Genomic DNA, 16,883 nt, shown 5'->3' with positions numbered 1-16,883 from the left:
AGGGGTGTGAGCCGGGCGAGGGGCGGGGTGAACGGGCGGCGGCGGGGCCGTGAACGAGTATTGGTCCGAACCATTGACGCACTGGTCTAGTCCTTCTACATTCCCGAAACGTACGCACGGCACGGCCGCAGCACCCCGTCCCCCGCACTCCACACGCGAGGTGAACCATGCTCGGACCGCAAAGACGCCCCTCCTCTCCCACCCACCACCCGGAATTCTCCCCCACCCACCGCACCGGACGTCAGGCGGCGGCGCCCTCCCGGCGCCGCGGACTCCTCGCCTTCCTCGGTGCCCTCTGCGCCGCCGTCCTGGCCACAACGCTGTTGTCGGCCACGGCGTCGGCAGAGCCCGGACAGGCCACCGCACCGGCCGCCGCCTCGAAGGCGTCCGCCCGGGCCGCCGCGCCGCAGGCGGCCGCGGGCAAGACGGTGGGCTACTTCACCAACTGGGGCGTCTACCAGCGCAACTACCACGTCAAGAACGTCGAGACCTCCGGCTCGGCGGACAAGCTGACCCACATCAACTACGCCTTCGGCAACGTCCAGGGCGGCAAGTGCACCGTGGGTGACAGCTACGCCGACTACGAGAAGACCTACACCGCCGACCAGAGCGTCGACGGCCAGGCCGACACCTGGGACCAGCCGCTGCGCGGCAACTTCAACCAGCTGCTGAAGCTCAAGAAGAAGCACCCCGGCCTGAAGATCCTGTGGTCCTTCGGCGGCTGGACCTGGTCAGGCGGGTTCGGGCAGGCGGCCCAGGACCCGGCCGCGTTCGCCGAGTCCTGCTACAACCTGGTCAACGACCCGCGCTGGGAGGGCCTCTTCGACGGCATCGACATCGACTGGGAGTACCCCAACGCCTGCGGTCTGACCTGCGACACCAGCGGCCCCGACGCCTTCGCGAACCTGACGAAGGCGCTGCGCGGCACGTTCGGCGACCAGCTCGTGACGGCGGCCATCAGCGCCGACGCGTCCGCGGGCGGCAAGCTGGAGGCCACCGACTACAAGACCGCGGCACAGTACGTCGACTGGTACCTGCCGATGACCTACGACTACTTCGGCGCCTGGGATGCCCAGGGCCCCACGGCTCCGCACTCCCCGCTGACCTCGTACGAGGGCATTCCGAAGGAGGGCTTCAACACCGAGGCCACCGTCGCCAAGCTCAAGGAGATGGGCGTTCCCGGCGGCAAGCTGCTGTACGGGCTCGGCTTCTACGGCCGCGGCTGGACCGGTGTGACGCAGTCCGAGCCCGGAGGTACGGCGACGGGTCCCGCACCGGGCAAGTACGAGCAGGGCATCGAGGACTACAAGGACCTCAAGAGCCGGTGCCCGGTCACGGGTGAGGTCGCCGGCACCGCCTACGCGCACTGCGGCAACCAGTGGTGGAGCTACGACACCCCCGAGACCATCGCCGCCAAGGGCGACTGGGCCGCGCAGCAGGGGCTCGGCGGCACCTTCTTCTGGGAGCTGAGCGGCGACACGGCGAACGGAGAACTGATCAAGGCCATCGGGTAAGCGCGTGAGCGGGGCGTGCACGCGTGGCACGCCCCGCTCCGCACCCAGGGTGGCGGGCCGGTGGCCCGCCACCCTTTCGCTGCCCGCGCCTCACCTGCGTACGCCTCGGCCCGCGCGCGCACGGTCGAGCAGGCTGACGCCGAGCGCGGCGAGCACGATCTGGATGACCAGTTCGATCCAGTCGAAACCCCGGGTGTCGGCGACACCCACGGCGCCGGCGATCGCCGTACCGATGAACGCGGCGACGATGCCGACCAGGATCGTCCACAGGAACCCGATCCGCTGCCTGCCCGGGAGCACCAGTCGCCCGAGCGCGCCGATGACCACGCCGACGACGAGCGCGCTGATGACACCGGATATGTCCATGGCCCACCTCTCAGCCGGGAGGAACTCCTCCGCCTCCGAGTGTCCCGGAACGGTGCGGATATGTCGGCCGCTGCGGGGCCGGCGGAAGGACGCCGGCACACAGGCCCGCACCCCTCCCCCACCCGGTCCCCACCCGACGCCGACCGGCCGCGGGGGCGGCGGCCCGAGGCGGACCCCCCTCGCGGGGTGACGCGGCCCCGGGGCGGAGCGGACCGGAGGCGGGGCGGTGCGACCGGTCGCGGGGGCGATGTCACAGGCGGCTGGGAGACTCGCGGCATGACGAACGGCACGGGGGCGCGGGCGGGCGGGGCGCACGGCACGCGGCGGGCGCGGGACGCCCGCCGGTGGGCGCTGGCCCCCGCGGGCGGCGGCCGGGTGCGGGTGTGCCCGCTGGACCCGCGGGGCGGCCGTGCGGGCCCCGTGCGGACCGAGGAATCGGCGGCGGCCGCGGTGCGCGCCGGGCAGGGGGTCGCGCGGTGGGTGTGGCGGGCGACGGCCGAGGTCCAGCCCGGCCTGCTCGCCGCGGGCGTGCGGGTGGAGCGGTGCTACGACGTGGAGGCCGCCGAGGCGCTGCTCCTCGGTCACGAGGGCCGGGCGGGGGACCCGCACGCGCTGCCCGCGGCCCTGGCACGGCTGCGCGGGCTGCCCGTGCCGCCCGATCGGCAGCCCGTCCACCGGGAAACCGATCCGCAGCCCTCGTTGTTCGAGACCGGCCCCGTGCCGCTGCCCGACGGGGTCGACCCCCTCGACGCCCTGCTGGAGGTGTACGCGGCGCAGGTGGAGCGAACGGAGCGGGCCGAGCATCCCGAGCGGATGCGGCTGCTGCTCGCCGGTGAGTCGGCGGGCACGCTCGTCGCCGGGGAGATGGGCCACGCGGGGGTGCCGTGGAGCGCGGAGATCCACCGCGAGCTGCTGGCTGAGCTGCTGGGCGAGCGGTACGCGGGCGGTGGCCTGCCGCGCCGCCTGGTGGAGCTGGAAGAGGAGGTCTCCCGCGCGTTCGGGCCCCACGAGCGGGTGCGGCCCGACCTGGCCGCCGACGTCTTGCAGGCGTTCGCACGCCAGGGGATCCGGCTGGGCTCGACGCGGGCCTGGGAGCTGAGAAAGGTCGACCACCCGGCGGTCGAGCCGCTGCTGCGGTACAAGAAGCTGTACCGGCTCTACACCGCGCACGGCTGGAGCTGGCTGCGCTCGTGGGTGCGGGAGGGGCGCTTCCATCCCGAGTACGTTCCCGGTGGCGCCGCCTCGGGGCGCTGGACCACCAACGGCGGCGGGGCGTTGCAGATCCCCAAGGTGGTGCGCCGCGCCGTGGTCGCCGATCCGGGCCGGCGCCTGGTGGTCGCGGACGCCGACCAGATGGAGCCGCGCGTCCTGGCCGCCGTCTCCCGCGATCCGGGCCTGATGGCGGTGGCCAACAGCGAACGCGACCTGTACACGGCCCTCTCAAAGCGGGCGTTCTCCGGTGACCGCGGCCAGGCCAAGCTGGCTCTGCTCGGCGCCGTCTACGGCCAGACCAGCGGCGACGGGCTGCGGAACCTGGCCGCCTTGCGAAGACGCTTCCCCGCGGCCGTCGCCTACGTGGACGAGGCGGCCCGCGCGGGCGAGGAGGGCCGCCTCGTCCGTACCCACCTGGGCCGTACGTGCCCGCCCGTGGGACGCGAGGAGGGCGGGGCGCCCGCCGACGAGTCCTCAGGAACGGGCCCGGAGACCGGCGAGGGCTTCGCGGGGACGGACGGTGAACCCGGCCAGGCCGGCGCCCGGGCGGCGGGCGCGGTGCGGGCCCGGGGCCGCTTCACCCGGAACTTCGTGGTGCAGGGCAGCGCGGCGGACTGGGCGGTTTTGATGCTGGCGGGGCTCCGGCAGCGGCTCGCGGACCTGGCGGCCGAACTGGTGTTCTTCCAGCACGACGAGGTCATCGTGCACTGCCCCACCGAGGAGACCGACCTGGTGCGCGAGGCCATCGACGCCGCAGGCCGGCAGGCCGCCCGCGCCGCCTTCGGTGACACCCCGGTCCGCTTCCCCTTCACCACCGCCGCCGTCCGGTGCTACGCCGACGCCAAGTGAGGGCCGGCGGCACGGCGAGCGGACGCGGGAGTGTCGGGAGACGATCGAGGGGGCATCCGTGCCCTGGCCCTGGCCACAGCACCCCGCCACGCACACCCGCCGCGGGAAACCCCGGAAGGACGCATATGCCGGAAGGGACGCATATGACAGCGACAGCCCAGATCGGCGTCACCGGATTGGCCGTCATGGGGCGCAACCTCGCGCGCAACTTCGCCCGGAGCGGCCGCACCGTCGCGCTGCACAACCGCACCGAGGCCCGCACCCGGGACCTGGTGGAGGAGTTCGGGCACGAGGGCACCTTCGTCCCCACGCGGTCACCCGAGGAGTTCGTCGCCGCCCTGCGACCGCCGCGCTGCCTGGTGGTGATGGTCAAGGCGGGCGGGCCGACGGACGCGGTGATCGAACAGTTCGCGGAGCTCGTCGAGCCGGGCGACGTGATCGTCGACGGCGGCAACGCGCACTTCGAGGACACCAGGCGCCGCGAGGCCGCGCTGCGCGAACGCGGTGTCCACTTCGTCGGCACCGGGATCTCCGGCGGCGAGGAGGGCGCCCTGCTGGGCCCGAGCATCATGCCGGGCGGCTCGGCGGAGGCGTACCGCTCGCTCGGCCCGCTGCTGGAGCGGATCGCGGCCCGCGCCCCGGACGGCGCACCGTGCACCACGCATCTGGGCACCGACGGTGCCGGACACTTCGTGAAGATGGTCCACAACGGCATCGAGTACGCCGACATGCAACTGATCGCGGAGGCCTACGACCTGCTGCGCGGGGTGGCGGGGCTGGAGCCGGCCGAGATCGCCGAGGTCTTCCGGCGCTGGAACACCGGGCGCCTGGACTCCTATCTCATCGAGATCACCGCCGAGGTGCTCACCCACACGGACGCCCGAACGGGCCGGCCGTTCGTCGACGTCGTCGCGGACCGTGCCGAGCAGAAGGGCACAGGACGCTGGACCGTCCAGACGGCGCTCGACCTCGGCGTCCCTGTACCCGGCATCGCGCAGGCGGTCTTCGCGCGGTCGCAGTCGGGCCACGCCGAGCTGCGCCGGGCGGCGGCGCCGCTACCGGGGCCCGGGGCATCCGAGGGGGCACCGTCGCGCATGGCCGACGACGAGGTGGACAGCTTCGCCGCCCAGGTCGAACAGTCCCTGTACGCCTCGAAGGTCATCTCCTACGCGCAGGGCTGGGACATGCTCCGCGCGGGCAGCGAGACCTACGACTGGGGCATCGACCTCGCGTCCGTCGCCGCGATCTGGCGGGCCGGCTGCATCATCCGTGCGGCGTTCCTCGACCGGATCCGCGCCGCCTTCACCGAGCGGCAGGACCTGCCCACGCTGCTGGCCGATCCGCAGTTCGCGCGGGAGCTGGGCGAGGCGCAGGACGCCTGGCGCGGCACCGTCGCCACGGCGGCCCGGCACGGGGTGCCCGCGCCGGGGATGTCGGGGGCGCTGGCCTACTACGACGGGCTGCGCGCCGCCCGGCTCCCCGCCGCGCTCACCCAGGCACAGCGTGACTACTTCGGCGCCCACACCTACCGGCGCGACGACCGCGAGGGCACTTTCCACACCCGGTGGGGCGGCGACCGCACGGAGGACCGTACGGACTGACCGCACGGGGCTCGCGACCGCGCGGGGCGCGGGCTTCGTCACAGCCGGGTATCCGGAGTGTCCCCGCTCGGTCCCCGCGCGCCCCGCGGGTCACCCCGCCCGCGCCCTCGTGCGTCCTGACCAGCGTAAGAGCAAAAACCCGATCACGAGGGGGACCCCCATGGCTTCCGGCTGCCGCGACTGCGCGACCTGCACGAAATCGGGCCTGGGAAAACTGGTGCAGCACACCGTCGTCGGCCTGGTGTACCTGTGCACGCTGGGCATCGGCTACGCCCTCAAACGGGGGCTGCGGCGCCACTGTCCGCAGTGCGGACATCTGCTGTCCGGCCACGCCCGGCGTGCGGATGGCTCGTTCCGCGACTGAGTGCCCGGCGCCCGTACCCCGAAGAGCCCGGCGTTCACGGTGGTGAGACCCGGGGGGAACGAGGACGGGACGGCGCCGGGTGAAACCGGGGCGGCCGCGGCCTCTCAGGCCGTGTGCGCGCCCGGGGTGTGGCCGAAGACGCGCCCGAAGACGTCGATGAAGGCGCTCGCCGACGACCAGCCGCACCGGTGCGCGACCGCGGTGACGGGGGTGTGCTCGGCGAGCAGCAGCAGCGCGTGCTGGAGGCGCAGTTGGGTGCGCCACTGCGGGAACGTCATGCCCAGGTCGCTGCGGAAGAGCCGGGAGAGGGTGCGGGCGCTCGCTCCGGCCTGGCTGCCCAGTTGGGCCAGCGTGCGGTTGTCGGCCGGATCCGCGTACAGCAGGTCGCACACGGCCCGCAGCCGCGCGACGGTGGGCGCGGGCAGGTGCAGCGGCTGCTGCGCAGAGGCGCGCAGCTGATCCAGCAGGACGGCCCGCAGCCGTCGCCGCTCGTCACTGCCGTCCCCGGGCGAGCGTGTGGAGGCGAGCAGCAGCTCGCGCAGCAGCGGGCTGACGCTCAGCGCCGTCGGCTCGTCGAGACCGAGCGGGTTGACGGCCGCAGGCAGGCCGAGGAAGTGCAGCTCCAGATCGCCGCTGGCCTGGTGCGCGTGCACAGTGCCGGCGGGGATCCACAGGGCGCGGTTGGCCGGCGCGACCCAGGACCCGCTGCCGGTGGTGACCAGTACGACTCCGCGGGCGGCGTAGACGATCTGGTGGTCGTCGTGCCGGTGCGCGTCGATGACCTCACCCGGCGTCAGCCACCTGGAGCGGGTGGGCGCACCGGCCTCGTGGCGGACCTCGCCGCCGTGTCCTGCCCGGGGGGTGAGGTCGATCTGGCGGTTTTCCATCAGTGCTTGGCAGTTTATCGAAAGCGGGACACCCCGTCGGGCGCGGATCGTGGGCGCCGTGCCGAAATACATGCCGGGAACCACGCCGGGCAGCGCGCCGCGCGAGGGAACGGGCAGGTCGACCATCACCCTGCTGTCCGTCGGGCACGGCTGCGTGGACGTCTACCAGGGCGCCGTGGCGGCCCTGGTCCCCTTCTTCGTCGCCGAGCGCGCCTACTCCTACGCCGCGGCCTCGGGCCTCGTCCTCGCCGCCTCCCTTCTCTCCTCCGTCGTCCAGCCCCTCTTCGGGGCGCTCACCGACCGGCGGGCGCTGCCGTGGCTGCTGCCCGCCGGCACGCTCCTCGGCGGTCTGGGGATCGCGTCGAGCGGGCTGAGCGCCTCCTACGCGCTGACGCTGCTGTGCGTGGCCGTCTCCGGGATCGGCGTGGCGGCCTACCACCCCGAGTCGGCCCGCGTGGCGCGGCTCGCGAGCCGGGGGCGGCACTCGGCGATGGGCTGGTTCTCCCTGGGCGGCAACCTCGGGTTCGCCGCGGCTCCGCTCATGGTGACCGCCGTCGTCGCGTGCGGCGGGCTGGGGTACTCACCCCTGTTCGTGCTGCCCGCGGTTCTGGGCGGTGCGCTGTATCTGCCCGTCGCGCGCGCGTTGAGGGTCTTCGGCCGGAGCGCGGACGGTGCCGCCCCGCGCCCCGGAAGCGACGACAGGCGCTCCTTCGTCCGCCTGTCGCTGGTGGTCGTCTGCCGGTCGGTCACGTTCGTCGGGCTGAGCACGTTCCTCTCACTGTTCGCGCAGCAGCGCACCGGGGGCGGTACGGCCGCGGGTACGGCCGCGCTGTTCGTGCTGTATCTCGGTGGCGCGGTGGGCACGGTGCTCGGCGGCAACCTGGCCGACCGGTGGGGCCGGGTGGCCGTGGTCCGCCGGGCCTATCTGGTCACGGTGGTGGCCGTCGCCGGAACGGTGCTGCTCCCGGGTCCGTTCCTGTACGTGTGCGTGGCGCTGACCTCGGCGGGGCTGTACGTCCCCTTCTCCCTCCAGGTCACCCTCGGGCAGGACTACCTGCCCACACGCGTGGGGACCGCCAGCGGGGTCACTCTCGGTCTGACGGTCAGCGTCGGCGGTCTGGCCGGACCCGTCATCGGGGCCCTCGCCGACGCCACGTCGCTGCGGACGGCGCTGGCGCCGCTGGTCGTCGTGCCCGCGCTGGCGTGGCTGCTGGCCCGCACCCTGCCGGAGCCCGGCCGGATCCGGCAGGCGCGGACGGGCGGCGGGACCACTCCCCATCCGCCTGCCGCTTCGCCTTCTCCCCCCGGCCCCGCCGACTCCTCCGGCGGGGTGAGGACCTTCCTCACGACGCGCCGCTGCTTCGGCGTGCGGTCGGGTTCCAGGCGCCGGCCGTAGTACCAGGAGCACAGCCGCCGGCGCGGAGCCCCGTGCGGCGGGCCTCGCCGGACACGAGCCCGGGCGGGGTGGTCCCGGCACTCGTGGCACTGGGCCGCCCGCGCGACCCCAGGACCCGGATGGATCAGCACCGGATGCCGAGGGCGACCCTCCCTGAACAGACTGTGCTCATGCCGGAGCAACGTGCACAGCGGGCCCGCCCCGCCGCGACATCCGCCTCGAAGGCCGCCTCGGAGTCCGCTTCGAAGAGCGCCACCCAGAGCGGCTCGACGTCGGCGTCCGCCACCGCGTCCAAGGGGCCGGAGGAGGCCGCGCGGCGCGCGTCGCGGAGCCTCACCCGGCTGATCGGGCACGAGACCGAGGGCGTCTCGGCCGTGCGCAGGGCGGAGAAGGGCTGGCGGGTGCACGTCGACGTGCTGGAGGTTCCGCGCATCCCCGACACCACCAGTCTGCTGGCGACCTACGAGGTGGAGCTCGACAGCAAGGGCCACCTCGCCCAGTACCGACGGATCCGGCGCTACCGGCGCGGCGCGAGCGACGACTGACGGCTCCGTGCCCGTCCGAGAGGGAGAGCCAGCCATGACGACCACCACCTACAACGAGGCCGCGGTCTGCGTCCCACGCGCCGGGACCCTCTACGACGTCCTCGAGCTGATCCTCGACCGGGGCATGGTGATCGACATCTTCGTGCGGGTCTCGCTCGTGGGAATCGAGATCCTCAAGATCGACGCCCGCATCGTGGTCGCCAGCGTCGACACCTACCTCCGCTTCGCCGAGGTCTGCAACCGGCTCGACCTCAACCAGGACGCGTCCAGCCGCACGGTGCCCGACCTGTTCGCCGGCATGTCGGGCGGCGTGGCCAAGGGCGGGGCCAAGAGGGCCGCCAAGTCGGTGGGCGGCAAGGTCAAGGACGCCATCGGCATGGGCGACGAGGACGATGACGAGCGCGACGCCCACGACGAACACGGCGAGGCGGAGCCCGAGGAGGCGCCCCGCGCACGGCGCGGCTCCGGCTCCCGTTCCGGGTCCCGGACGGCTTCCGCCTCCCGGGCGGGCTCCCGCGCCACCCGGCGCACCCAGGAGGCATGACCATGACCACAGGGTCCCGGCTCTACGTCTACGGCATCGTGCACGCCGACCGCACCCTCCCGCCCTCCACCCGCGGTGTGGGCAGGCCCCCGGCGCGGGTCGAACTCCTTCCCGTAGGCGAACTCGCGGCCCTCGTCAGCGACGTACCGCCCGACCTGCGGGCGCGCCGCCGCGACCTGATGGCCCACCAGGAGCTGCTGACCGCGCTGGGCACCGAGGGGCCCGTGCTGCCGATGCGGTTCGGCATGGTCGCCGAGGACGCGTCGGCGGTCGAACGGGCGGTCCGCGCCGCGGCGCCCACCCACCTCGCGGCGCTCGAACGTCTGGAGAACCGCACCGAGATGAACCTCAAGGCGATGCCGGTCCACTCCGCCGTCGAGGCCCTGGTGCGGGACGACGCGGGGGTGCGGCGGCTCGCGGCGGACGTGCGGCGCCGGCCGTCCTACGAGGGCAACGTGCGGCTCGGGCAGGCGGTCGCGGAGGGCTTGGCCCGGCGGGCCACCGAGGCCGCCGACGAGGCGCTGCGCACGCTGGTCCGGCTCGCCGACGAGGTCGTGCGGGGCCCCAAGGTCCCCGGGTGCGTCCTCAACGCCTCGTTCCTCGTCGCGCAGGAACGCGGCGAGCGGTTCAGGGCCGCGGTGGAGCAGTTCGCGGCCGCGCACCGGGAGCGGGTGGAGCTGCGCCTGACGGGCCCGCTGCCGTGTTACAGCTTCGTCCCCGAGAAACCTAAGGAACCTCAGGAGTCCCAGGGGGCCTCGGATTTCGCGGCGGGGGAAGCGTCCGGCTCCCCCGGCGGCTCCGCCGCCCGGCCCACCGCCGTGGGGAGCTGACATGGGGCTGTTCAGCGGAGTACTGCTCCTGCCGCTGGCGCCCGTGCGGGGCGTGGAGTGGGTGGCGGGCCGGCTGCTCGACGTCGCCGAACAGGAGCTGTACGACCCGGCGACGGTCCGGGCGCAGCTCGGCGAACTCAACCGGGCGTACGAGGAGGGAGAGCTCACCGATGAGGAGTTCGAGCGGGAGGAGGAACGCCTGCTCGACCTGCTGGAACAGCGCGGACCGAGCGCCACGGCCGGCGCCCGCACCGTGACCACACCCACCGCACACACCACGTCCGACGTGACCGAGACGTCACCGACCCCAAGGAATCAGGCATGAACGACAGTTGCAAGACGGCCGTCCTCGCGGGAGTGGCGGGCGGATATCTCCTCGGCCGTACGAAGAAGGCCAAGCTGGCCCTCGCCGTCGGGTCGCTGGTGGCGGGGCGCCGTCTGGGCCTCGACCCGCAGGAGCTGATCAGCAAGGGCGTCCGGAAGATCACCGAGACACCCCAGTTCGAGGAGCTGGCCGACCAGGTCAAGGATCAGATGATGACCGCGGCCCGTACCGCGGCCGGCTCGGTCGCCAACCGCCGTATCGAAAGCCTGACCGACTCCCTGCGTGCCCGCACGGACCGCCTCGGCGGCCAAGGCGGGCAGCAGGGGCAAGACGGAGGCGGGGACGGGGACGACGGCGAGGACGAGGACGAGGGCCCCGACGAGGGCCCGGACGAGGGCGCGCCGCAGCAGAGGAGGCCCCAGGCGCGGAAGCGGTCCCAGGACGGCGGGGCGGGCGGGAAGCGCGCCGCCGCGTCGGACGGGGCACGGCCCGAACGGCCCAGGCGGCCGGCGACCTCCAGAAGCAGCGGCAGCGGACGCGCACGTCAGAGCACGTCGTCCGACGCCTCCTCCGCCGGCCGGCCGCGCAAGCAGTCCTCGAGCAGTTCCGCGCGGACGTCCGCCGACCGCTCGGACCGCAGGAGGGAGCGCCGTGGCTGAGAAGGACGGAAACAGCGGCGGCGACGGCAGCTCGCCCCTGGATCAGCTGCGTGACCAGCTCATGGAGTATCTGAGCGAGTCGGGCAAGCAGGTCGTCGGCAAGGTCACCGACAAGCTCACGGACCTCGCCGACCCGAGCAGACTCAAGGAAGCGGGCGGCGGCGACCTGGCCGGCACGGCCGCCCGCGCGCTGAAGGGCGAGAACCCGGTCAAGGCGATGGTCTCCGAGAAGGCCAAGAGCGCCAAGGACAAGGTGGCAGGCAAGGCCAAGGAGGCGGTCGGCATGGGCGGGGGCAGCAAGGCCGGAGACCTCAAGGCCATCAACATCATCGAACATGTCGACATCGGGCGGCCGCTGCGCGTGGTCTACAACCACTTCACGCAGTTCGAGGACTTCGGCAGCTTCATGAACGGCGTCTCCAGCGTCTCGCGGGACGAGGAGGACGAGACCAGGACGACCTGGAAGGTGCGCGTCTGGCCCTCGACCCGCAGCTATGAGGCGACCGTCTCGGAGCAGATCCCGGATCAGCGGATCGTGTGGTCGTCCGAGGGGTCGAAGGGCACCACGAACGGCGCCGTCAGCTTCCACCGCCTCGACGAGAACCTGACCCGCGTCGCGGTGGTCGTCGAGTACTACCCGTCCGGCTTCTTCGAGAAGACCGGCAACATCTGGCGCGCCCAGGGCAGGCGGCTCCGCCTTGACCTCAAGCACTTCCAGCGCTACGTCACGCTCCAGTCCGAAGAGGTGGACGGCTGGCGCGGCGAGATCCGCGACGGCGAGGTCTCCCGCAGCCACGACGAGGTGGTCCAGCAGGAGGAAGAGGAGGAGAAGGAGGGACGGGAGCGCGAGGAGTCCTCGGAGGGCGGCGACGGCGAGGACCGGGAGCCGGACGAGCACGAGGACGCGGACGGGGACGGGGACGACGACGAGGACCGGGACGAGGACGACGGGGAAGGCGAGGACGAAGGGGACGACTTCGATGACGAGGACGACGAGGACGAGGATGGCGAAGAGGACGAGGACGGCGAAGAGGACGAGGACGGCGATGGGCGGCGTTGAGGGGGCCGGTCGGCCGTGACCGAACACACCGCGGAGCGCCCGCTCAGCCACGCGCCGTCCACGCCCTCGGGCCCGGCCAACCTCGCGGACATCCTCGAACGCGTCCTCGACAAAGGCATCGTCATCGCCGGAGACATCAAGATCGACCTCCTCGACATCGAACTGCTGACCATCCGGCTGCGCCTGTTCGTCTCCTCCGTCGAGACGGCGAAGAAGGCCGGCATCAACTGGTGGGAGACCGACCCGGCGCTCTCCACCCGCGCGCACCGGGACGCGGTCGAGGACGAGAACAAGCGGCTGCGGCAGCGAGTCGCCGAACTGGAGGCGGGCGGGCCCCACGAGGAGGAGGGCCCGGCGGAGGCCGGCGGGGAGAGCGGCCGGGGCCGGCGCAGGGACGCGGGCTGGGACGAGAGCCGCAGCCACAGCTGGCACCATGTCAAGGAAGGGCAGCGCAGATGACGCAGACGGTACGCGGCAGCGGGCCCGAACCGGAGACCTCGCCGACCGCCACCACCTCCTCCCCCGCCGCCCGCTCCGCCACCTACGTCTACGCCGTCTGCCAGGGCTGCGATCCGGAGGTGTTCGCCGGGCTGCCGGGGCAGGCACCGGGCACACCCGTGCGGTTGCTGCGCTTCGGCGCGCTGGAAGCGGTGGTGCAGGACGTGCCCGCCGCCTCGTTCGGCGAGGAAGCCCTGCGGGAGCGGCTGGGCGACCGGGCGGAGCTGGAGCGCTGCGCCCGCGCCCACCACGCGGTGATCGCCGCGGCGGCCGCCACCGCGCCGACGCTTCCGCTGCCTCTCGCCACGCTCTACCTGGGTGACGGGCGGGCGCGCGCCGCGCTGAGCGCCGACGCGAGCCGTTTCCTGGGCGCGTTGCGGCGGATCGCCGGGCGGGTCGAATGGGGCGTGAAGGTCTACGCGAGCGGGGAGGTCAGGCGCGGCCCCGGCACGGACCGGAGCACACCGGTCCCTGGCACGCCCGGTGGCGTAGCGGGCCCTGGCAAGCCCCGTGGCGTAGCGGACCCTGGCACGCCCGGTGGCGTAGCGGGCCCTGGCACGCCCGGTGGCACAGCGGCGCCCGTCGCAGGGGCCGCGCGCGACTCGGCCGCACGCCCCGGGCACGCGTATCTGGAGCGGCTGCGGGGCGTGCGGCAGGAGCGGGAGCGGCGGCAGGAGGCGGGCCTGGGCGCCGCGGAGGCGGTGGACCGGGCGCTGGGCGGTCTCGCCGTGGCGAGCCGGCGGCTGCGTTCGCACGACACGGCCGCCACCGGCGGCCGTGGACCGCAGGTGCTCAACGCGGCGTATCTGGTGGCCGAGGGGCGGCGGGACGAGGTCGCCGAGGCCGTCAGGGCCGTGCGGGAGCGCCCGGAGTGCCGGGGCGTCGAGGTGGAGCTGACCGGCCCGTGGGTGCCGTACTCGTTCGTGGACTCAGGTGAGAGCGATGCCCGTGGGTGAGCAGGTGGGCGAGGTCGTGCGGTGGGAGGGCCCGGAAAGCGGGGCGCCGCTGGGCGTCCCGCTGGTGGATCTGCTGGACAGGGTCCTCAACACCGGCGTGGTGGTCAGCGGTGACCTGGTGCTGGCGATCGCGGAGGTCCCGCTGGTGCGGCTCTCGCTGAACGCGCTGCTGTCGTCCGTCAACGAGCGCGTCGCGGCTCCCTGGGGAGACGGAGGGCCGCTGTGACGGCGTCGGACCCTCGTCCCCTGCCCGACGCCGCGCACCGCCCCGCGCCGGACGGCCGGACAGGCCGGCTGGAGCTGGACCCCGACCGGGTGGGCCGGGACCTGGTGTGCCTCGTGCTGACCGTCGTCGAACTGCTGCGCCAGCTCATGGAGCGCCAGGCGCTGCACCGCTGCGATCTGGGGGACGTCTCGGACGACCAGATCGAGCGGATCGGGACGACGCTGATGCTGCTGGACGAGCGCATGGACGAGCTGTGTGTCCAGCACGGGCTGACACGCGACGACCTGAACCTCGACCTCGGCCCGCTGGGAACCCTGCTGGAGCGGTGAGGAGGCGCCCCGGCACACCGGACGTGTGTGTCCGCGCACGCGGAGTCGCCACGGTCGGTGTCCTCGCACGCGTGTCGTACGGGCGTTCACGGGAACCCCGGTCGGTAGCCACTTGCAGTCGACACAGCGTGGCCCGGCTCGGTCGGGTCAGCGGGACGGATACTCCATGACCAGCGGGTACATGGGTCCCGGAGGCTTCGGTCGGGACCCGTTCGAAGAGTTCGTCGCGCGTTTCCTCGGGGGCGCTCCGTCCGGGGCGGGCGGGCAGCGCGGGGACCCGCGCCACTTCGACTTCTTCCGGCTGATGAGCGAGCCGGCCCGGCAGCTCGTCACCGACGCGGCCTCGTACGCGGCCCAGCACGGCAGCAGCGACCTGGACACCGAGCACCTGCTGCGTGCGGCGCTCGATGCGGAGCCGACCCACAGCATGGTCGAGCGGGCCGGGGCCGACCCCGACGCGCTGGCCGCCGAGATCGACCGTGTGGCGGACGAGGGCCCGCCGCGCAGCTCCATCTCCGTCAGCCCCGCCGTGAAGCGGGCCCTGCTGGACGCGCACGAGATCGCCCGCTCGCGCGGCGCCTCCTACATCGGCGCCGAGCACGTCCTCGTCGCGCTGGCAGCCAACCGGGACTCCACGGCGGGACGGATCCTGAACGCGGCCCGGTTCGATCCGGGATCCGCACGCGCCGGCAGCGGATACGGCGCGGGCCAGGGCGGGCCCGAGGCGCCGGCGGGGCGGACACGTCAGGCGGGTGAGAGCAACACCCCCAACCTCGACAAGTACGGCCGCGACCTGACGGAACTGGCCCGCGAGGGCCGCATCGACCCGGTCATCGGGCGGGACGAGCAGATTGAGCAGACCATCGAGATCCTCGCCCGCCGGGGCAAGAACAACCCGGTCCTGATCGGCGAGGCGGGGGTGGGCAAGACCGCCGTGGTCGAGGGCCTGGCCCAGCGCATCGCCGAGGGCGACGTGCCGGACAACCTGCTGGGCCGCCGCGTCGTCCAGCTCGACTTCGGCAGCATCGTCGCCGGGACCCGCTACCGCGGCGACTTCGAGGAGCGGCTGACCGGGCTCATCGACGAGATCCGCGCGCACACCGACGACCTGATCGTCTTCATCGACGAGCTGCACACCGTCGTCGGCGCGGGCGGCGGCTCCGAGGGCGGCTCGATGGACGCGAGCAACATGCTCAAGCCGCCGCTCGCCCGCGGCGAGCTGCACGTCATCGGCGCCACGACGCTGGAGGAGCACCGCCGCCACATCGAGAAGGACGCGGCGCTCGCCCGGCGCTTCCAGCCCGTGCTGGTGCCCGAGCCCACCGTCGCGGACGCCATCGAGATCCTGCGCGGGCTGCGCGACCGCTACGAGGCGCACCACCAGGTCCGCTACACCAACGAGGCGCTGGTCGCGGCGGTGGAGCTGTCCGACAGGTATCTGACGGGGCGCTTCCTGCCGGACAAGGCCATCGACCTGCTGGACCAGGCAGGGGCGCGGGTGCGGCTGCGCACGGCCACCCGCGGGACCGACGTGCGGGCGCTGGAGCGCGAGGCCGAACAGGTCCGCAGGGACAAGGACCAGGCCGTCGCCGCCGAGGACTACGAGCAGGCCAAGCAGCTGCGCGACCGGCTCGCCGAGCTGGAGGAGTCCATCGGCCGCGACGAGAGCAAGCAGGAGAGCCGGGGCGACCACCGGATCGCCGAGGTCACCGTCGAGGACATCGCCGACATCATCTCCCGCCAGACCGGCATCCCGCTCAGCAACCTGACGCAGGACGAGAAGGACCGGCTGCTCGGCCTGGAGGAGCACCTGCGCCAGCGGGTCATCGGCCAGGACGAGGCCGTCACCGCCGTCGCGGACTCCGTGCTGCGCTCGCGCGCCGGCCTGGCCGACCCGCGGCGGCCGATCGGCAGCTTCCTCTTCCTGGGCCCCACCGGCGTCGGCAAGACGGAGCTGGCGCGGGCGCTGGCCGAAGCCCTGTTCGGCAGTGACGAGAAGATGGTGCGGCTGGACATGAGCGAGTACCAGGAGCGGCACACCGTCAGCCGGCTCGTCGGCGCCCCGCCCGGGTACGTCGGCCACGAGGAGGCCGGGCAGCTGACCGAGACGGTGCGGCGCAATCCGTACTCGCTGCTCCTGCTGGACGAGATCGAGAAGGCCCACCCCGACGTCTTCAACATGCTGCTCCAGGTGCTCGACGACGGGCGGCTGACCGACTCGCAGGGCCGGACGGTGGACTTCAGCAACACCGTCGTCGTGATGACGAGCAACCTCGGCTCCGAGGCCATCACGGGGCGCGGCGCCGTCCTCGGCTTCGGCCAGGGCGACGAGGCCGACGAGGAGGCCAGGCGCGAGCGGGTGCTGCGCCCGCTGCGGGAGCACTTCCGCCCCGAGTTCCTCAACCGCATCGACGAGATCGTGATCTTCCGCCGGCTCGACGACACGCAGCTGCGCCAGATCACCGACATGCTGCTGGAGGAGACCCGGCGCCGGGTGCACGCCCAGGACCTGTCGATCGACTTCTCCCCCGAGGCCGTCGACTGGCTGGCCCACCAGGGCTACCAGCCCGAGTACGGCGCCCGGCCGCTGCGCCGCACCATCCAGCGCGAGGTCGACAACCGGCTCTCCCGCATGCTGCTGGGCGGCGAACTCCAGCCGCACACCCGACTGCTGGTCGAGGTGGCGGACGGACAGCTGCGCATCCGCACCGAGCCCGCGTAG

18 protein-coding genes are annotated in these 16,883 nt (G+C 73.4%); 16 read left to right on the top strand and 2 right to left on the bottom strand.

What is annotated here, in order from left to right; genetic code table 11:
* Nucleotides 1–167 precede the first annotated feature (167 nt).
* Nucleotides 168–1,514: a glycoside hydrolase family 18 protein gene (locus tag DQ392_RS09150; protein WP_245981281.1), complete on the top strand. Its 1,347-nt coding sequence runs from the start codon at nt 168–170 to the stop codon at nt 1,512–1,514.
* Nucleotides 1,515–1,604: 90 nt separating this feature from the next.
* Here the strand turns inward: DQ392_RS09150 and DQ392_RS09145 are convergent, their stop codons facing one another.
* Nucleotides 1,605–1,880 (bottom strand): GlsB/YeaQ/YmgE family stress response membrane protein, encoded by a 276-nt coding sequence (locus DQ392_RS09145; protein ID WP_114015039.1) that lies wholly within the window; start codon nt 1,878–1,880, stop codon nt 1,605–1,607.
* Nucleotides 1,881–2,156: 276 nt separating this feature from the next.
* On the opposite strand from DQ392_RS09145, the gene DQ392_RS09140 reads away from it, so the two are divergent.
* The 3 genes from DQ392_RS09140 (at nt 2,157) to DQ392_RS09130 (ending at nt 5,906) form a co-directional block, all read left to right on the top strand.
* Complete coding sequence (locus tag DQ392_RS09140; protein ID WP_114015038.1) at nt 2,157–3,941, top strand: bifunctional 3'-5' exonuclease/DNA polymerase; 1,785 nt, start codon at nt 2,157–2,159, stop codon at nt 3,939–3,941.
* A gap of 143 nt (nt 3,942–4,084) precedes the next feature.
* The gene (gene gndA / locus DQ392_RS09135) at nt 4,085–5,542 is read left to right on the top strand and encodes an NADP-dependent phosphogluconate dehydrogenase (RefSeq protein ID WP_114015037.1); all 1,458 of its coding nucleotides are present in this window, start codon (nt 4,085–4,087) and stop codon (nt 5,540–5,542) included.
* A gap of 160 nt (nt 5,543–5,702) precedes the next feature.
* Complete coding sequence (locus tag DQ392_RS09130) at nt 5,703–5,906, top strand: hypothetical protein (protein ID WP_114015036.1); 204 nt, start codon at nt 5,703–5,705, stop codon at nt 5,904–5,906.
* Nucleotides 5,907–6,010: 104 nt separating this feature from the next.
* On the opposite strand, the gene DQ392_RS09125 is transcribed toward DQ392_RS09130, so the two are convergent.
* Entirely contained in the window at nt 6,011–6,793 is a 783-nt protein-coding gene (locus tag DQ392_RS09125; RefSeq protein ID WP_114015035.1) for an AraC family transcriptional regulator, read from the bottom strand.
* A gap of 70 nt (nt 6,794–6,863) precedes the next feature.
* Between DQ392_RS09125 and DQ392_RS09120 the strand changes: the two genes are divergently transcribed.
* The 12 genes from DQ392_RS09120 to DQ392_RS09065 all read left to right on the top strand — a co-directional run bounded on the left by DQ392_RS09120 (nt 6,864) and on the right by DQ392_RS09065 (nt 16,883).
* Nucleotides 6,864–8,189 (top strand): MFS transporter, encoded by a 1,326-nt coding sequence (locus tag DQ392_RS09120; protein ID WP_114015034.1) that lies wholly within the window; start codon nt 6,864–6,866, stop codon nt 8,187–8,189.
* Between the two features lie 170 nt (nt 8,190–8,359).
* Nucleotides 8,360–8,734 (top strand): gas vesicle protein GvpO, encoded by a 375-nt coding sequence (locus DQ392_RS09115; protein ID WP_114015094.1) that lies wholly within the window; start codon nt 8,360–8,362, stop codon nt 8,732–8,734.
* 34 nt (nt 8,735–8,768) lie between these two features.
* The gene (gvpJ, locus tag DQ392_RS09110; RefSeq protein ID WP_114015033.1) at nt 8,769–9,278 is read left to right on the top strand and encodes a gas vesicle protein GvpJ; all 510 of its coding nucleotides are present in this window, start codon (nt 8,769–8,771) and stop codon (nt 9,276–9,278) included.
* A gap of 2 nt (nt 9,279–9,280) precedes the next feature.
* Nucleotides 9,281–10,108 carry a GvpL/GvpF family gas vesicle protein gene (locus DQ392_RS09105; RefSeq protein WP_114015032.1) on the top strand — a complete coding sequence of 276 codons (828 nt, stop codon included), beginning with the start codon at nt 9,281–9,283 and terminating at the stop codon, nt 10,106–10,108.
* A gap of 1 nt (nt 10,109) precedes the next feature.
* Nucleotides 10,110–10,433 (top strand): gas vesicle protein GvpG, encoded by a 324-nt coding sequence (locus tag DQ392_RS09100; RefSeq protein WP_114015031.1) that lies wholly within the window; start codon nt 10,110–10,112, stop codon nt 10,431–10,433.
* Nucleotides 10,430–11,092: a hypothetical protein gene (locus DQ392_RS09095; protein WP_114015030.1), complete on the top strand. Its 663-nt coding sequence runs from the start codon at nt 10,430–10,432 to the stop codon at nt 11,090–11,092. The genes DQ392_RS09100 and DQ392_RS09095 overlap by 4 nt, the downstream gene beginning before the upstream one ends.
* Nucleotides 11,085–12,152, top strand: coding sequence for an SRPBCC family protein (locus DQ392_RS09090; RefSeq protein WP_245981280.1), 1,068 nt, complete (start codon nt 11,085–11,087; stop codon nt 12,150–12,152). The genes DQ392_RS09095 and DQ392_RS09090 overlap by 8 nt, the downstream gene beginning before the upstream one ends.
* Nucleotides 12,153–12,167: 15 nt before the next feature.
* Entirely contained in the window at nt 12,168–12,611 is a 444-nt protein-coding gene (locus DQ392_RS09085; RefSeq protein WP_114015029.1) for a gas vesicle protein, read from the top strand.
* Nucleotides 12,608–13,606, top strand: coding sequence for a GvpL/GvpF family gas vesicle protein (locus tag DQ392_RS09080; RefSeq protein ID WP_114015028.1), 999 nt, complete (start codon nt 12,608–12,610; stop codon nt 13,604–13,606). The genes DQ392_RS09085 and DQ392_RS09080 overlap by 4 nt, the downstream gene beginning before the upstream one ends.
* Nucleotides 13,593–13,832, top strand: a complete 240-nt coding sequence (locus DQ392_RS09075; RefSeq protein ID WP_181856349.1) for a gas vesicle protein — start codon at nt 13,593–13,595, stop codon at nt 13,830–13,832. Before DQ392_RS09080 ends, DQ392_RS09075 begins: the two co-directional genes overlap by 14 nt.
* A gap of 20 nt (nt 13,833–13,852) precedes the next feature.
* On the top strand, nt 13,853–14,161 hold the full coding sequence (locus DQ392_RS09070; protein ID WP_114015091.1) for a gas vesicle protein K: 309 nt from the start codon (nt 13,853–13,855) through the stop codon (nt 14,159–14,161).
* Nucleotides 14,162–14,327: 166 nt separating this feature from the next.
* Complete coding sequence (locus tag DQ392_RS09065) at nt 14,328–16,883, top strand: ATP-dependent Clp protease ATP-binding subunit (protein ID WP_114015027.1); 2,556 nt, start codon at nt 14,328–14,330, stop codon at nt 16,881–16,883.

It is taken from the genome of Streptomyces reniochalinae (assembly GCF_003323735.1).
Classification (GTDB): domain Bacteria; phylum Actinomycetota; class Actinomycetes; order Streptomycetales; family Streptomycetaceae; genus Streptomyces; species Streptomyces reniochalinae.
Note: the sequence above shows the minus strand (reverse complement) of the source record. Positions and strands in the feature narration are given on the sequence as shown.

Excerpts from the sequence above, each read along its gene's own strand:
- DQ392_RS09150 (WP_245981281.1), top strand. The coding sequence starts at position 168 with ATGCTCGGACCGCAAAGACGCCCCTCCTCTCCCACCCACCACCCGGAA.
- DQ392_RS09145 (WP_114015039.1), bottom strand. The coding sequence starts at position 1,880 with ATGGACATATCCGGTGTCATCAGCGCGCTCGTCGTCGGCGTGGTCATC.
- DQ392_RS09140 (WP_114015038.1), top strand. The coding sequence starts at position 2,157 with ATGACGAACGGCACGGGGGCGCGGGCGGGCGGGGCGCACGGCACGCGG.
- gndA (WP_114015037.1), top strand. The coding sequence starts at position 4,085 with ATGACAGCGACAGCCCAGATCGGCGTCACCGGATTGGCCGTCATGGGG.
- DQ392_RS09130 (WP_114015036.1), top strand. The coding sequence starts at position 5,703 with ATGGCTTCCGGCTGCCGCGACTGCGCGACCTGCACGAAATCGGGCCTG.
- DQ392_RS09125 (WP_114015035.1), bottom strand. The coding sequence starts at position 6,793 with ATGGAAAACCGCCAGATCGACCTCACCCCCCGGGCAGGACACGGCGGC.
- DQ392_RS09120 (WP_114015034.1), top strand. The coding sequence starts at position 6,864 with ATGCCGGGAACCACGCCGGGCAGCGCGCCGCGCGAGGGAACGGGCAGG.
- DQ392_RS09115 (WP_114015094.1), top strand. The coding sequence starts at position 8,360 with ATGCCGGAGCAACGTGCACAGCGGGCCCGCCCCGCCGCGACATCCGCC.
- gvpJ (WP_114015033.1), top strand. The coding sequence starts at position 8,769 with ATGACGACCACCACCTACAACGAGGCCGCGGTCTGCGTCCCACGCGCC.
- DQ392_RS09105 (WP_114015032.1), top strand. The coding sequence starts at position 9,281 with ATGACCACAGGGTCCCGGCTCTACGTCTACGGCATCGTGCACGCCGAC.
- DQ392_RS09100 (WP_114015031.1), top strand. The coding sequence starts at position 10,110 with ATGGGGCTGTTCAGCGGAGTACTGCTCCTGCCGCTGGCGCCCGTGCGG.
- DQ392_RS09095 (WP_114015030.1), top strand. The coding sequence starts at position 10,430 with ATGAACGACAGTTGCAAGACGGCCGTCCTCGCGGGAGTGGCGGGCGGA.
- DQ392_RS09080 (WP_114015028.1), top strand. The coding sequence starts at position 12,608 with ATGACGCAGACGGTACGCGGCAGCGGGCCCGAACCGGAGACCTCGCCG.
- DQ392_RS09075 (WP_181856349.1), top strand. The coding sequence starts at position 13,593 with ATGCCCGTGGGTGAGCAGGTGGGCGAGGTCGTGCGGTGGGAGGGCCCG.
- DQ392_RS09065 (WP_114015027.1), top strand. The coding sequence starts at position 14,328 with ATGACCAGCGGGTACATGGGTCCCGGAGGCTTCGGTCGGGACCCGTTC.